General features: G+C 72.9%; 8 protein-coding genes. 3 read left to right on the top strand and 5 right to left on the bottom strand.

Annotated features, from left to right (window positions below; genetic code table 11):
* The first annotated feature begins 272 nt into the window (after positions 1 to 272).
* Complete coding sequence (locus tag IEZ12_RS24830; protein WP_189274832.1) at positions 273 to 908, top strand: phosphate signaling complex PhoU family protein; 636 nt, start codon at positions 273 to 275, stop codon at positions 906 to 908.
* A 16-nt stretch (positions 909 to 924) separates the two neighbouring features.
* Here IEZ12_RS24830 and IEZ12_RS24825 read toward each other — a convergent pair whose 3' ends face one another.
* Positions 925 to 2,136, bottom strand: coding sequence for a Rossmann-fold NAD(P)-binding domain-containing protein (locus tag IEZ12_RS24825; RefSeq protein ID WP_189274830.1), 1,212 nt, complete (start codon positions 2,134 to 2,136; stop codon positions 925 to 927).
* 145 nt (positions 2,137 to 2,281) lie between these two features.
* Between IEZ12_RS24825 and IEZ12_RS24820 the strand changes: the two genes are divergently transcribed.
* Positions 2,282 to 5,887: a hydantoinase B/oxoprolinase family protein gene (locus tag IEZ12_RS24820; RefSeq protein ID WP_189274828.1), complete on the top strand. Its 3,606-nt coding sequence runs from the start codon at positions 2,282 to 2,284 to the stop codon at positions 5,885 to 5,887.
* 473 nt (positions 5,888 to 6,360) lie between these two features.
* On the opposite strand, the gene IEZ12_RS24815 is transcribed toward IEZ12_RS24820, so the two are convergent.
* The 4 genes from IEZ12_RS24815 to IEZ12_RS24800 form a co-directional block, all read right to left on the bottom strand.
* Positions 6,361 to 7,356, bottom strand: a complete 996-nt coding sequence (locus tag IEZ12_RS24815) for a carbamate kinase (RefSeq protein WP_189274826.1) — start codon at positions 7,354 to 7,356, stop codon at positions 6,361 to 6,363.
* Positions 7,357 to 7,358: 2 nt separating this feature from the next.
* A complete protein-coding gene (gene argF, locus IEZ12_RS24810) occupies positions 7,359 to 8,363 on the bottom strand; it encodes an ornithine carbamoyltransferase (RefSeq protein ID WP_189274824.1) in 1,005 nt (334 codons plus the stop codon).
* A gap of 23 nt (positions 8,364 to 8,386) precedes the next feature.
* Positions 8,387 to 9,610 carry an arginine deiminase gene (locus IEZ12_RS24805; RefSeq protein ID WP_189274822.1) on the bottom strand — a complete coding sequence of 408 codons (1,224 nt, stop codon included), beginning with the start codon at positions 9,608 to 9,610 and terminating at the stop codon, positions 8,387 to 8,389.
* Positions 9,611 to 9,691: 81 nt separating this feature from the next.
* The gene (locus IEZ12_RS24800; protein ID WP_189274821.1) at positions 9,692 to 11,119 is read right to left on the bottom strand and encodes an amino acid permease; all 1,428 of its coding nucleotides are present in this window, start codon (positions 11,117 to 11,119) and stop codon (positions 9,692 to 9,694) included.
* 426 nt (positions 11,120 to 11,545) lie between these two features.
* On the opposite strand from IEZ12_RS24800, the gene IEZ12_RS24795 reads away from it, so the two are divergent.
* Complete coding sequence (locus IEZ12_RS24795; RefSeq protein ID WP_189274819.1) at positions 11,546 to 14,326, top strand: SpoIIE family protein phosphatase; 2,781 nt, start codon at positions 11,546 to 11,548, stop codon at positions 14,324 to 14,326.
* The last annotated feature ends 18 nt before the right edge of the window (positions 14,327 to 14,344 follow it).

Here is a 14,344-nt window from a genome sequence, read left to right as displayed (position 1 = left end):
ACCCGCGACGGACCGGAACGGCAGATGTCGCCTCGTACCTGCGTCCTTTCCGGCGCTTCGCCATGCTCCTCGCCTGACCGGAAGCGAACCGCCGAGCGCCGCGGTGCTTTCGCGTGGAGTGGTCGGCTGGACGTGGAGCGTGACGGTCGCGCCTCGCGGCTGTCGCCAGGGGTGGTTGCCGGGCGGTCGGCGGGAGGAGACTGTCGGGGAGGGGCTGCGCGACGTGGCCGAGCGGGCGGGCGCGGTGTTCCGAGCGAGACGGGAGCCGACCGATGTCGGATACCGGTGTTGGTGAACTGCGGGCTTTTGTCGGCGAGTTGGCGGATCTGGTCCGGCTCGCCGCAGAGGCGCTGGACGGGGCGACCGCGGCGCTGACGGCCGAGGTCGGGGCGGCGGACGGGGTGGTGCGGTCGGAGAAGGCGCTGGCGGAACTCCGTGGACGGATCGAGGAGGACGCGGGTGCCGCGCCCGCGGGGGTGCGAGCCGTGGTGGCCGGCGTTCAGGTGGGCCGCGAGGTGGAGTGGCTGGGGGTGCTCGCCGAACGGCTGCTGGAGGTGGCCTGGGCACGGCAGCAGGACCGCGAGCCGTTTCCGGAGCAGCTGCTCACGAGCCTGCGAGCCATCGCCGATGCGGCCGTCGGCTTGGTCGGCCGGGCGGCCGACGTCCTGGAGCAGGCCGCACCGGAGGCCGTCGCGGACCTGCTGTCGGACATGCCCGAGACGGCCCGGCGGCAGCGCCTGTTGTACGAGAGGCTGCTCGCGGCAGAGGCTCCGGTCGACCTCGGCACCGCCGCCGACCTGGTCCTGCTGTCCGGGCACTACCAGCAGTGCGCGGAGCACGCCGGTGCGATCGGGCGGTACGCCCTGCTGTTCACCGGCCCCTCGTCGCCAGGACGGGGTCGAAGCTAAGGCGGCAGGGCCGAAGCTAAGGCGGAGGCGGACCGGCGGCCGCCGTCGCGTCGGCGAGCAGTCGCCGCGTCGCGGCATGTCGGACGGCTCCGTGGTGGGTCACCACCATGGCGTCCTGCACCGGATCGGTCGGATCGACGCGGAGCCCGTCGCGCCGGGTCAGGTGGGTCAGCAACGCCAGCACGTTGTGCGCGTACGCCTCCGAGGCCGTCCCGGGGACTTGGGCGGCGAGCTCACCGGCGCCGATGACGATCACCCCGTCGCCGACCAGCGTCGTGGCGCCCGGCCGGGCGCACTCAAGGTTGCCCTGCGCCCAGCTGTCCGTGGGGGCGGGGACGTGGGCGGGCCCGGCCGTCAGGTCGACCAGGACCGACCCGGGGCGCATGGCCGCCACCTCGTCGGTGCGCAGCAGCATCGGCGGCTCCCCGCCGGGCACGTCGAGTGCGGTCACCACGAGGTCGTAGCGGGGCACGACGGCCGCGAGCACCTCGCCCAGCGCGGAGCGGCGGTGCGCCAGCGCCTCGCCCAGTTCCAGGTCGCCGGCCACCGGGTCGAACCCGGGCAGGGCCACCAGCTCGGCACCGAGCGCGACGGCCTGAGCCCGCTCCTGGCGGCGCAGTTCGACGACCTGTACGCGGGAGCCGAGGCGGCGGGCGGTGTCGACGGCCTGGAGCCCCTCGGGCCCGGCGCCGACCACCAGCGTCCGGACCGGCTCGAACGCCGTGTCCGCCGTGCCCCACGGTGGCAGGCACCGGCCCAGCCGTTCGGCCGCGAGCAGCACCGCCCGGTAGCCGGCGATCCGCGCCTGGGACGTCGTGGCGTCCATCGGACGGGCCTCGGGCAGCCGGGTGTCCGCCAGGTCGAGGCCGATCGCGGTGACCCCCCGGTCGGCCCACTGCCCCACCGGGCGGGGGATCGCGGTGGGGCGCAGGAGCGCGATCAGCAGCTGCCCGGGGCGCAGGTCGTGCAGTCGGTCGAGGGCCGGCGGATGCACCCCGAGGAGTACGTCGGCACGGTGCAACAGCTCGCCGTGTCGGGCGAGTTCGGCTCCGGCCGCGAGGTACGCCTCGTCATGCAGCCAGGCCTGGGCGCCGGTGCCGGGCTCGATCAGGACCGTCAGCCCGAGCCGTCCGACGGCGGGAACCACGTCGGGCACCAGGGCCACCCGTCGCTCGCCCGGCACGGTCTCCCGGAAAACGCCGACGGTCCGGGGTGCTCCGGTCTCCATGTGCGTCTCACCGTCCTCCGGGACTGGCCGTATGTTCAGTATGTCCTTGTTTGCGACCCCGGCTCCTCCGGGCGGATACTCGACGAGGGGCGCCGTCGGGCGTGGCCCGCCGAACCTGCGTCCCGAGGCGGCGGAAGGGGCCGAAATGCCCGGCCGGGGCTGGCAGTTCTGGGTGGACCGCGGCGGCACCTTCACGGACGTGGTCGCGCTGGCGCCCGACGGCCGGCTGCTGACCCGCAAGCTGCTCTCGCACGACCCGGCCCGCTACCGCGACGCGGCGGTCGCCGGCATCCGGGCCCTGCTCCCGTCCGGCGACGAGCGAATCGACTCGGTGCGGATGGGTACCACGGTGGCCACCAACGCCCTGCTGGAGCGAGCGGGTGAACCGACCGCCCTGGTGGTGACCCGTGGCTTCGCTGACGCGCTGCGGATCGGCTACCAGAACCGCCCGCAGATCTTCGCCCGGGAGATCACCCTCCCCGAACCGCTGTACGCCCGGGTGATCGAGGTGGACGAGCGGATCACCGCCGACGGCACGGTACTGCGCCGGCTCGACCTGGACCGGCTCGAAGCGGAGCTGCGCCAGTGCCGCAGGGACGGCATCGGCGCGCTCGCGGTGCTCTGCCTGCACAGCTACCTTCACCCCGCGCACGAGCGGGAGATCGGCCGGCTGGCCGAGCGGCTCGGCTTCGGCCAGGTGTCGCTGTCCAGCGAGGCGAGTCCGCTGATGAGACTGGTGCCGCGCGGCGACACGGCCGTGGCCGACGCCTACCTCTCGCCCGGCCTGCGGCGCTATGTCCGGCAGGTGGAAGGGGAGTTGAGCGGTGTGCCGGTGATGTTCATGCAGTCCAACGGCGGTCTCGCCGCGGCCGGCCACTTCCGCGGCAAGGACGCGATCCTGTCCGGCCCGGCCGGCGGCATCGTCGGCATGGTGCGGATGTCCCGACTGGCCGGATTCGAGCGGGTGATCGGCTTCGACATGGGCGGCACGTCCACCGATGTGTCGCACTACGCGGGCGAGTTCGAGCGGGTGGTGACCACCGAGGTAGCCGGCGTGCGGCTGCGGGCGCCGATGCTGGCGATCCGTACGGTGGCGGCCGGTGGCGGCTCGGTGCTGCGCTTCGAGGGCGGGCGGCTGCGGGTCGGCCCGGACTCGGCCGGCGCCGACCCCGGCCCCGCCTGCTACCGGCGGGGCGGGCCGCTCACCGTCACCGACGCCAACCTGCTGCTCGGCCGGATCCAGGCCGAGCACTTCCCACGCGTCCTCGGGCCGGACGGCGACCAGCCGCCCGACCTCGACCTGGTCCGCCGTCAATTCACCGCCCTGGCCGACCGGATCACCGCGGACTCGGGGACGGGTTGCTCGCCGGAACAGGCCGCGGAAGGCTTTCTGCGGATCGCGGTCGGCAACATCGCCAACGCGATCAAACGGATCTCGGTGCAGCAGGGCCACGACGTCACCAGGTATGCGCTGACCACCTTCGGCGGCGCCGGCGGCCAACACGCCTGCATGGTTGCCGAGGCGCTCGGCATCCGCACGGTGCTGGTCCCGCCGATGGCCGGGGTGCTCTCCGCACTCGGCATCGGCCTGGCCGACACCACCGTGCTGCGCGAGCACGCCGTCGAACGCCGGTTGGAGGCCGAGGCCATGGCGGACCTGCGCGCGCTGTCCGAGGAACTGGCGGCGGGCGCCACGTCCGAGCTGCGTGAGCAGGGGATCGCGCCGGACCGGATCCGGCTGGCCCGCCGGGCCCGGCTGCGGTACCACGGCACCGACACGACCCTGGATGTCGCTCTCGGCGAACTCCATGACATGGAAAGGGAGTTCAAGGAGCGGCACCGGGCCACCTACTCCTTCCTGATGGACCGTCCGATCGTCGTCGAAGCCCTCGCGGTGGAGGCCACCGGCCTCACCGAGCAACCGGACCTGGGCGCGCCGCAGGTCCACCGGAACGGACCTGCCGAGCTCCCCGCCGTCCGGATGGCCACCGGCGGCCAGTGGCGCGAGGTGCCGCTGCTGAAACGCGAGTGGCTGCGCCCGGCCGACACCGTCACCGGGCCGGCCGTGATCGCCGAGGCCGGTGCCACCACGGTGGTGGACGACGGCTGGCGCGCCACCGTCACCCCCGCCGGCCACCTGCAGATCGAGCAGATCGCCGACCGGGCCGGGCCCGCAGTCACCGCCGAGGCAGACCCGGTGCTGCTGGAGGTGTTCAACAACCTCTTCATGGCGATCGCGCAGCAGATGGGAGCCCGGCTGGAGTCGACCGCCCAGTCCGTCAACATCAAGGAGCGACTGGACTTCTCCTGTGCACTGTTCGATCCGGAGGGCAACCTGGTCGCCAACGCCCCGCACATCCCGGTGCACCTGGGCTCGATGGGCACCACCGTCAAGGAAGTGCTCCGCCGCCGCGGGCCGGAGATGCGGCCGGGCGACTCCTACGCCGTCAACGACCCCTACCACGGCGGCACCCACCTGCCCGACATCACCGTCGTCACCCCGGTCTTCGACCCGGCCGGCCGCGAGATCCTGTTCTTCGTCGCCTCCCGCGGGCACCACGCCGAGATCGGCGGGATCACCCCCGGCTCGATGCCGGCGACCAGCCGGGAGATCGAGCAGGAAGGCGTCCTGTTCGACAACTGGCTGCTGGTGGCGGACGGCCGGCTCCGCGAGGCCGAGACGCTGCGCCTGCTCACCGACGCGCCCCACCCCTCGCGCGACCCGGCCACCAACCTCGCCGACCTGCGGGCCCAGATCGCCGCCAACCGCAAGGGAATCGACGAAGTCAACGCGATGGTCGAGCAGTTCGGACTCGACGTGGTCCAGGCCTACATGCGGCACGTGCAGGACAACGCCGAACGGGCAGTGCGCGAGGCGATCGGCGAACTCGCCGACGGCTCCTACCGGTACGAGACCGACACCGGCGCGGTGATCGCGGTACGGATCCGGGTCGACCGCCGCCGGCGCACCGCCACCGTGGACTTCACCGGCACCTCGGCCCAACTCGACAGCAACCTCAACGCGCCGTCCGCCGTGGTGAACGCCGCGGTGCTGTACGTCTTCCGCACCCTGGTGGCCGACGACATCCCGCTCAACGACGGCTGCCTGCGCCCGCTGCGGATCGTCGTCCCACCCGGCTCGATGCTCGCCCCACGCCCGCCGGCCGCCGTCGCCGCCGGCAACGTCGAGACCTCACAGGCCGTCACCGGCGCGCTCTACGCCGCCCTCGGCCTCCAGGCCGAAGGGTCCGGCACGATGAACAACCTCACCCTCGGCAACGACCGCCACCAGTACTACGAAACCATCGCCTCCGGCGCCGGCGCGGGCCCCGACTTCGACGGAGCCACCGCCGTCCAGACCCACATGACCAACTCACGGCTGACCGACCCGGAAGTCCTGGAGTGGCGACTGCCCGTCCTCCTCGACGAGTTCGCCGTCCGGTCCGGCAGCGGCGGAACAGGCCGCCATCGGGGCGGTGACGGCGTGGTGCGGCGGATCCGCTTCCGCGAGCCGATGACGGTCAGCATCCTGTCGAGCCACCGCCGCGTCCCCCCGTACGGCATGGCCGGCGGCGCACCCGGTGCCCTCGGCTCCAACCGGCTGCTGCGCCGGGACGGCACGGTCGAGCCACTGGCCGGCTTCGCGACCGTGCACGTCGAACCGGACGACGTCCTGGAGGTCGAGACCCCGGGCGGCGGCGGATACGGCGAGCCGGAACCACCGGAACGGCCCGTTCGGAGAGGTGCGTAGCGGCCGCCTGGAGCGCTCCGCGCCAGGTGGACACGCTTGTCCGGGGCGTTCTTCAGCGGAAGAAGACCCCCCGGCTGCACGACCGGATATGCCGTGGGGGCACGACAGTGTCAGCAAGTCGCGCGGTGCGGGTGATCCCGCCGAGCGGGTTGCGCGGTCGTCGTCGGGGTCGGCGAGGGGTTGGTGTCCGTGACGCGTTGGACGAGAGGTCATGCCCTCGTGCAACGCGTCACGAGTGTTCCGGCCTGCCGAGGGACCGACGGCGGTCATGTCCCGTGATCAAGGCCGCAGAAGTACGTCGCTCATCGGGAAATCCCGCGGCAGGCAGGTGTCGTGATCAGGCACTGGACGGGGCCGTGAGCCCGAGATGCGGTTCGGCGACGGGGCCGTCCCCGGTTCGTTGCCGCGCGGTCGTGCGCCTGCGGGTGCCGGGTGTCACCTGCGCCTCGTGACGCGGGAGTGATGTGGTGGCTTCAGACTGCTGGGTGCGCTTCGGCACGGCCTTGGGCCGAAGGGGTCGTCGGCAGGGCCCTGGGTTCCGGCTTCGCGGCTTCCGGGGCGGTCCGGCAGGTGGTGCCGGTGGTGCCGAGGAGCGTGCCGAGCGCGTCGTCCAGCGGCCCGATGGCGGCCGACCTGCCGGTGTGTTCGACGAATTCGGCAACCGCCTCGGCCTTGGGGCGCATCGATCCGGCCGGCAGGTCGAGTCCGCGCAGCTGCTCGGGGGTGGCGCTGGTGACCGGCCTGGGCCGGAGGGTGCCGAAGCCGCGGAAGACGTGGGTGACGTCGGTGAGGATCAAGAGGGCGTCGGCGTCCAGCCGTTCGGCGAGCAGGGCGGCGGTGCGGTCCTTGTCGACGACGGCCTCGACGCCGCGCAGCAGGCCGGTGTCGGGGTTGCGGACCACCGGGACGCCGCCACCGCCGGCCGCGATCACCACCGTCCCGGTCGCCAGCAGCGTGCGGATGGCCGACACTTCCACGATCTCCCGGGGCAGCGGCGACGGCACCACCCGCCGCAGCCGCTCGCCGTCCCGGGCACAGCTCCACCCGCGCTCGCGCTCCATCGACCGGGCCTGCTCCTCGGTCAGTTGGCCGCCGATGAACTTGTCCGGCAGGCCGAAGGCGGGGTCACCGGGGTCGACCTCGGTGTGGGTCACCAGGGCGGTGACCGCTCGGCCGGGCAGCCGGCCGGCGAGTTCCCGGGCCAGCAGGGTGCCGATCATGCCCTGGGTCTGCGCCCCGAGCACGTCGAGCGGGTAGGGCGCGCTCAGCGCCGGGTCGGTCTCGCTCTCCACGGCGAGGAGGCCGATCTGCGGCCCGTTGCCGTGGGTGATCACCACCTCGTGGCCGGCGAGCGCGAGTTCGGCGAGCGAGCGGCCGGCCTCGTGGACGTGGTGCTGCTGGACGACGGCGTCAGGGTGTTCGCCCCGCTGGAGCAGGGCGTTTCCACCGAGGGCGGCGACGATGCGCATGGTCAGTCCCTCCCCAGGGTGGCGACCAGGATCGCCTTGATGGTGTGCATGCGGTTCTCGGCCTGGTCGAAGACCAGCGAGGCCGGCGACTCGAAGACCTCGTCGGTGACTTCGAGGCCGTCGAGCCCGTGTTCCTCGGCGAGTTCGGCGCCGAGGTCGGTGCGGCGGTCGTGCAGGGCGGGCAGGCAGTGCAGGAAGGCGGTGTCCGGGTTGCCGGTCGCTGCCAGCGTCTTGGCGTTGACCTGGTACGGCAGTAGCTGGGCGATCCGCTCGGGCCACTGGGCATGGTTCTCGCCCATCGACACCCACACGTCGGTGTACAGGTAGTCCGCCCCGCGTACGGCCTCTTCGACCTCGTCGCTGAGGGTGATCCGGGCGCCGCTGTCCCGGGCGAGCCGCCGGCACTCGTCGACGAGCGCCGGGGCGGGCCACAGCTCGCGCGGAGCGGCGACGCGCACGTCCATGCCGAGCAGACTTCCCATCATGAGAAGGGAGTTGGCGGTGTTGTTGCGGGCGTCACCGAGGTAGCAGAAGGAGATCTCCTGCACCGGCTTCCCGCTGTGCTCGCGCATGGTGAACACGTCGCACAGGCTCTGGGTGGGGTGGCACTGGTCGGTCAGGCCGTTGAAGACCGGTACGCCGGCGTGGTGGGCGAGGTCGGTGACGGTCTGCTGGGCGAAGCCGCGGTACTCGATGCCGTCGTACATCCGGCCGAGGACCCGGGCGGTGTCGGCGATGCTCTCCTTGTGGCCGATGTGCGAACCGTCCGGGCCCAGGTAGGTGGTGGTGGCGCCCTGGTCGGCGGCGGCGACCTCGAAGGCGCAGCGGGTGCGGGTGGAGGCCTTCTCGAAGATCAGGGCGATCCTGCGGCCGGTCAGCCGCGGCGTTTCGGTGCCTGCCCGCTTCGCGGCCTTCAGTTCGGCGGCGAGGTCGAGCAGGTGGTGGATCTCGGCGGCGGTGAAGTCGAGCTCGCGCAGCCAGTGGCGGCCGTTCAGGTCGATGTTCATGATGAACTCTTTCGTGGTGGTGGTCAGTTGGCGGGGTCGCGCTGGATCGGGCAGCTCATGCAGCGCGCGCCGCCGCGGCCGCGGCCGAGCTCCGAACCGGCGATGGTGACGATCTCGATGCCCTGCTTGCGCAGGTAGGTGTTGGTGGTGGTGTTGCGTTCGTAGCCGACGACGACCCCGGGTTCGAGGGTGAGGAAGTTGGTGCCGTCGTCCCACTGCTCGCGCTCGGCGGCCCGCACGTCCTGGTCGGCGGACAGGAAGCGGATCTTGTCCAGGCCGAGGGCCTCGGCGAGCGAGGCGGCGAGGTCGGTGTCGGCTCGTACGTCGAAGCCGGCGGCCCGCTCGGGGGCCGGGGTGAGGGTCCAGGAGCGCAGCTGGTCGGCCAGGCCCGGGTAGAGGGTGAAGGTGTCCCGGTCGATCATCGTCATCACCGTGTCCAGGTGCATGAACGCCCGGCTGGCGGGCAGTCGGACGGCGATCAGCCGGTGCGCGGTGTTGGTCAGGAAGAGCTGCTGGGCGATGGTCTCGACGGCCTGCGGGGTGGTGCGCTCGCCCATCCCGACCATGACCACGCCGGGGGCGAGGACGTGGACGTCGCCGCCCTCCAGGCTCAGCCCGCTCGGCGTGGTGGTGCCGTCGAGCAGCGGCGGGGCGGTCTCGGAGAACAGCGGGTGGAAGCGGTAGATCGCTGCGGTGTGCAGGGTCTCCCGTCGGCGGGCCGGCTTCGCCATCGGGTTGAGGCTGTAACGCGCGCCGATCCAGCAGGAGTTGTCGCGGGGGAAGAGGTGGTTGGGCAGCGGCGGCAGGGCGAAGTCCTGGTTGCCGACGGTGTGCCAGACCAGGCTGTGCGGGCTGTGCAGCGGCAGATCGTCCTTGAGGACACCGCCGATCAGGTACTCCGCCAGGGTCTCGGCGTCCAGGTCCGCGCACAGTTCGAGCAGCGGGTCGACCAGCGCCGGGCCGACGGCGGCGGGGTTGACGACCTGACCGAGCAACCAGGTCCGGGCCTGCGGGAGTTCCAGGGTCTCGGCGAGCAGCCGGGCGTAGTGGTGGACGCGCACGCCGTGGTCGCGCAGCACCTGCGCGAAGGCGTCGTGCTCCTCGCGGGCGCGCTTGGCCCACAGGATGTCGTCGAAGAGCAGCTCGTCGACGTTGCGCGGGGTGAGCCGGGACAGTTCCAGGCCCGGGCGGTGCAGGATCACCTGGTGCAGGCGGCCGGCCTCGGAATCGACACGCAGGGTGGACATGGAGGTTCTCCTCTCAAGGGGGTGGTCAGTACTGCGGGGGTTTTCAGTGCGGGTGATGCGCGGCGCAGGAGGGCGGGCCGCCTACGGCAGCGGCGACGCCTCGGCCGGGTCGGCCGCGGCGGCCGGACCGGGCACGGCCGTGGGTTCGGCCGCGGCGGCGGCGCCGTGGTGCGGACGCTCCACCCAGATGTAGGCGGGGATGCCGAGCAGAACGGTGAACAGGCCGTAGTAGACGGTCTGGTAGCCGCTGCCCTGGATCGACCAGTAGGAGAAGGCGAGGGCGAGCAGCGTGACGGTGACGTCCTTGACCAGCCGCCGTCGGTCGAGCTGCTCGCGGCCGTGCTGCACCAGCCAGTAGAGCTGCGCGGCCGCCGAGACCAGGTACGGGATCACCGCGGTCAGCACGCTCAGCAGCACGATCTCGGTGAACACCTTGGTGAAGCGGGTGTAGCTGAACACGGTCAGTACCGAGGCGAGCACGGTCGCCGAGACGATGCCGAAGGCCGGCACCTCGCCACGCCCCCTGGTGGCGGCGAACACGGGCGGGAAGAGGCCGTCGCGGGCCGCCGCCATCGGCATCTCCGCGCAGATCATCGTCCAGCCGTTGAGCGCGCCGATCCCGGAGATGATCGCCGCGACGGCGACCAGGTTGCCGGCCCAGTGGCCGCCCGCGATGTTGTTCAGGGCGTCGGTGAACGGCGCACTGGAGGAGGTGAGTTGGTCGTGCGGCACGGCGCCGAAGACGGCCAGGGTGCCGAGCAGGTAGATCGCGGCGCAGGCCAGCGTGCCGTACACGGTCGCCCTCGGCACGTTGCGCCGTGGGTCGCGCACCCGCCCGGCCGCCACCGAGGCGGTCTCCAGTCCGATGTAGCTGAACAGCGCGATCGCGCCCGCCGCAGAGATCGCGCCCATGGCGGAGCCGCCGCTCGCGTTGAAGGCGCCGAAGTTGCCCGCCTTGACGAAGAGCAGGCCGGCCGTGGCCATGAACCCCAGCGGCAGGAACTTCAGCACCGTGGTGACCACCTGGAAGGCGCCGATGTTTCGCACCCCGGTCAGGTTGACGATCGCCGGCACCCACAGGCCGACCAGCGCGATTGCGATCGACGCCCCGGTGTGGTGGCCCTTGTTGACGAACACCTCGACATAGCCGACCCAGGCGACCACGATCGCCGCGTTGCCGGCCCAGGCGGTGATCCAGTAGGACCACGCGGTGAGGAAGCCGGCGAACTCGCCGAACGCCTCCCGGGCGTAGACATACGGCCCGCCACTGCCCGGCACCCGCTCCGACAGCCGCCCGAAGGTCACCGCCAGCGCCAGCGCCCCGACGGTCACCAGCACGAACGCGACCAGCGCGATCGGCCCGTAGGGCGCGAGCGCGGACGGCAGCGCGAACACCCCGGTACCGATGATGCTGCCGACCACCAGCGCGGTCGCCGCAGGCAGTCCGAAGGTCTTGTTCCCCTGCGCGGGTGGCTCGGCTGCTGGTCTTGCACGGTCGGGCGCGGACATGATCTGACTCCTTGGGCCATGGGCTGGGAGGACGGGACGGGACGCGGTGACGGTTGTCGTCCGTCGAAAGAGATCCTCGACCGGCCGGGCGAAGCGGCCCAGGGACCGACGGTCCCTGATCGTGCCGCCACCGGTCCCAGCCGCAACGGCCTGACGGCCCCTGTCCCGGACCGGCAGCCGCTGTGACAGGTCTCGAACAGAACAACCGCCACCTGCTGGTTCGCCCGTGCCGCACCCCGTCGAGGGCCCGGTCCACCTGCGCGCCCAGCTGATCCGGGACTGAGGCTCCCCGCTGCGCGGAGCACCCTCGGCTCGCACCTGGTCGGCGTCCTCGTCGGACCTCTGGTGATTCCCCCGCTGTGCGCGACATCGGGCGGAGTGGCAGCGTGGAGAGAGCTGAGACCCGGACGTGCGGGGATGGCCTGGATGAATGCAGCGGACGGCGATGCCGCTCGGGGTGCTGGACCGGGCGGGTCGGACGGACAGCGATCCGCCCGCGGCGGGCTGGGCTCGCGGCTGCGGGTGCGCACCGTCGCCGGGCAGGTGTTCGTGGTTCTGCTGGTGGTCGTGCTGCTGCTGGTCGGCGCGGCGCTGGCGGCGCTCGTGCTGCAGGCCCGGCGGTCCGCCACCGGTGAGGCCGCGGGCCGCACCCGCGTCGCGGCCGTCGCCCTGTCGCAGGCCCCCGGCGTGGTGAGCGCGATGGACGGTCCCGATCCGACCGCGGTGCTGCAGCCGTTGGCGGACAAGGTCGTGCAGGAGGGTGCCGTCGACTACGTGGTGTTCGCCAACCCGGCCGGGATCCGCTACTCGGCCCAGAGCCCCGACCTGATCGGGAAGCACGTCATCGGCCCGTTCGAGCACGCCCTCGCCGGGCCGACCACCGACAGCTTCCGGACGCCCGTCGGACGGGTCGTCGAGTCCGGCGCGCCGATCCACCGGCCGGACGGCTCGGTCGCCGGCGTGGTCCAGGTCGGAATCACCGTCGCCCACGTGGGCAGCGCGGTGGGCCGGCAGCTGCCGATCCTGATCGGCGGTGCGGCGGCCGCGCTCGCGGTCGGCACGGGCGGGGCGGCGCTGGCCCGGCGGCGGTTGCGACGCCAGACGCACGGCCTGGGCCCGGCCGAGATGACGCGAATGTACGAGCACCACGACGCGGTGCTGCACGCCGTCCGCGAGGGTGTGCTGATCGTCGGCGGGGACGGACGGGTGCTGCTGGCCAACGACGAGGCCCGCCGGCTGCTCGAACTGCCGCCCGAGGTGGAGGGACGGGCCGTTTCCGAACTCGGGCTCGCCCCCGCGCTGGCCGAGCTGCTGGCGTCCGGGCGGGCCGCCACCGACGAGGTGCACCGGGCCGGGGACAGGCTGCTCGCCGTCAACAACCGCCCCACCGCACCGTTCGGCGGAGAGCCGGGCAGCGTCGCGACCGTCCGCGACACCACCGAACTGCGGGCACTGGCCGGGCAGGCCGAGACCGCGCGGGCCAGACTGCAACTGCTCTACGACGCCGGGCTGCGGGTCGGCACCACCCTGGACGTCGTGCGGACCGCGCAGGAGCTGGCCGAGGTGGCCGTTCCCGGTTTCGCGGACTTCGCCACGGTCGAGCTGGCCGATCCCGTGCTGAACGGTGAGGAACCCCCGGACCCGGGCACCGCGCAGGGCCCGCAGATCCGCCGCGTCGCGGTCGGCGGCGTCGGCGAGGACGGGCCGTTCCTCCCGGTCGGCTCGCGGCTCGATCCGCGCCCCGGCACGCCGGAGGAGACCACGCTGGAGACCGGGCGCGCCATGCTCGTCGCCGACCTGCGCGGGTCCGACGACTGGCGGGCGCCCGGACAGGAGGCGGCCGACCGGGTGCTCTCGTACGGGGTCCACTCGCTGATCTGCGCACCCCTTCGGGCACGTGGCACGACCCTGGGCACGGTCCACTTCTGGCGGGCGGGGTCGCCACCGTTCGAGGAGGACGACCTCTCCTTCGCCGACGAGCTGGCCGCCCGCGCGGCGGTCTGCCTCGACAACGCCCGCCGGTACACCCGCGAGCGCACGATGGCCGAGGCGCTGCAGCGCAGCCTGCTGCCCGGAGCACTGCCCGAGCAGAGCGCCCTGGAGGCGGCCTACCGCTACCTGCCGGCGCTGCACGGGGTGGGAGGGGACTGGTTCGACGTCGTTCCGCTGCCCGGCTTCCGCGTCGCGCTCGTCGTCGGGGACGTCGTCGGCCACGGCCTGCACGCCGCCGCCACCATGGGCCGCCTGCGCACGGCCGTCCTCAACCTCTCCGCCCTCGACCTGCCCCCGGACGAGCTGCTCGCCCGCCTCGACGAACTGGTCACCCGCCTCGACCAGGCGGAGACCGCCGGGGAAGAGCGGGACACGGGGAGTCGGGGCGAGCGGGCGGCCGTCACGGGCGCCACGTGCCTGTACGCGATCTACGATCCGACGTCCGGCGAGTGCACCATGGCGCGGGCCGGACATCCACCGCCGGTGCTGGTGGAGCCCGACGGCAGCGCCGAGTTCGTCGACCTGCCGGCCGGGCCGCCGCTCGGCGTGGGCGGGCTGCCCTTCGAAACCACCGAGCTGCGGCTGGCCCCCGGAACCGCCCTGGTGCTCTACACCGACGGGCTGGTCGAGAACCGCGACCGCGACCTGGGAACCGGGCTGGAGGCACTGCGCCGCTCCCTGGCCGGCGCCGACGTCCGGCGCTCCCCGGACGACATCTGCCAGGCCGTGTCCGACGCGCTGGTGCCGCCGCGCCCCACCGACGACATCGCGCTCCTCGTCGCGCGCACCCGGCTGCTGGAGCCCGACCAGGTGGCCGGCTGGGACGTGCCGCTCGACTTCGCCTCGGTGTCACGCATCCGGAAGGAGTGCGCCGACCGACTGTCCGCCTGGGGACTGGAGGACCTGTCCTTCACCGCCGAACTGATCCTCAGCGAGCTGATCACCAACGCCATCCGCTACGGCACCGAGCCGATCCGGGTCCGCATGCTGCGCGACAGCAGCCTCGTCCACGAGGTCTCGGACGGCAGCAGCACCGCCCCGCACCTGCGCTACGCCGCCACCACGGACGAGGGCGGCCGGGGCCTGTTCCTGGTGGCGCAGACGGCCGAACGGTGGGGGACCAGGTACTCGGCCCGGGGCAAGGTCATCTGGGCCGAACAGTCGCTGACCGCACCGGAGTTCCGGTTCGAGGACTTCGGCGAGCTGCACCTGTGATCCGCCGCGGGCGAACGA

The sequence above is a fragment of the Kitasatospora griseola genome, assembly GCF_014648555.1.
GTDB classification, from domain to species: Bacteria; Actinomycetota; Actinomycetes; order Streptomycetales; family Streptomycetaceae; genus Kitasatospora; species Kitasatospora griseola.
The sequence above is the reverse complement of the archived record's forward strand: the minus strand, read 5'-3'. Positions and strand labels throughout refer to the sequence as shown.

What these genes read in the sequence shown, in the direction of transcription:
- IEZ12_RS24830 (WP_189274832.1), top strand. Translation starts at nt 273, where the DNA reads ATGTCGGATACCGGTGTTGGTGAACTGCGGGCTTTTGTCGGCGAGTTG.
- IEZ12_RS24800 (WP_189274821.1), bottom strand. Translation starts at nt 11,119, where the DNA reads ATGTCCGCGCCCGACCGTGCAAGACCAGCAGCCGAGCCACCCGCGCAG.
- IEZ12_RS24820 (WP_189274828.1), top strand. Translation starts at nt 2,282, where the DNA reads ATGCCCGGCCGGGGCTGGCAGTTCTGGGTGGACCGCGGCGGCACCTTC.
- IEZ12_RS24815 (WP_189274826.1), bottom strand. Translation starts at nt 7,356, where the DNA reads ATGCGCATCGTCGCCGCCCTCGGTGGAAACGCCCTGCTCCAGCGGGGC.
- argF (WP_189274824.1), bottom strand. Translation starts at nt 8,363, where the DNA reads ATGAACATCGACCTGAACGGCCGCCACTGGCTGCGCGAGCTCGACTTC.
- IEZ12_RS24795 (WP_189274819.1), top strand. Translation starts at nt 11,546, where the DNA reads ATGAATGCAGCGGACGGCGATGCCGCTCGGGGTGCTGGACCGGGCGGG.
- IEZ12_RS24825 (WP_189274830.1), bottom strand. Translation starts at nt 2,136, where the DNA reads ATGGAGACCGGAGCACCCCGGACCGTCGGCGTTTTCCGGGAGACCGTG.
- IEZ12_RS24805 (WP_189274822.1), bottom strand. Translation starts at nt 9,610, where the DNA reads ATGTCCACCCTGCGTGTCGATTCCGAGGCCGGCCGCCTGCACCAGGTG.